The organism is Haloferax sp. AS1 (genome assembly GCF_014530665.1).
Lineage (GTDB): Archaea > Halobacteriota > Halobacteria > Halobacteriales > Haloferacaceae > Haloferax > Haloferax volcanii.
This window is the reverse complement of sequence record NZ_SPSA01000001.1, coordinates 2,795,640-2,795,927: the sequence shown is the minus strand read 5'-3', so window position 1 is coordinate 2,795,927 and position 288 is coordinate 2,795,640. Positions and strand designations below refer to the sequence as shown.

Annotated in this window: 1 protein-coding gene; it reads right to left on the bottom strand. The window is 70.5% G+C overall.

Features of this window, described 5'->3' with window-relative positions; translation table 11 throughout:
• A partial coding sequence (locus E4P24_RS19445; RefSeq protein ID WP_305037781.1) for a Na+/H+ antiporter NhaC family protein occupies positions 1 to 288 on the bottom strand: 288 nt, incomplete at both ends.

The following is a 288-nucleotide window of genomic DNA, read 5'->3' as shown; positions in this document are numbered from 1 at the left end:
ACGGCGAGGCCGAACGCGACGAGCGAGCTGTCGCGCATGGCGTTGACGTGGGCGAACAGGTCGGTGTTCGGGACGGCGGCCGCGAGGTTCGGCGTGTCCGACAGCGGCGACTGTGTGTCGCCCATGTACGCCCCCGAGAGGATGGCCCCCGCGGGCATCGGGGCCGGAATCCCCAACCCGGCGCCGATGCCGATAAACGAGACGCCGAGCGTGCCGGCGGCCGGCCACGACGACCCGATTGCGAACGTGACGATCGACGCGAGCACCGCCGTGATGGGCAGGAAAATC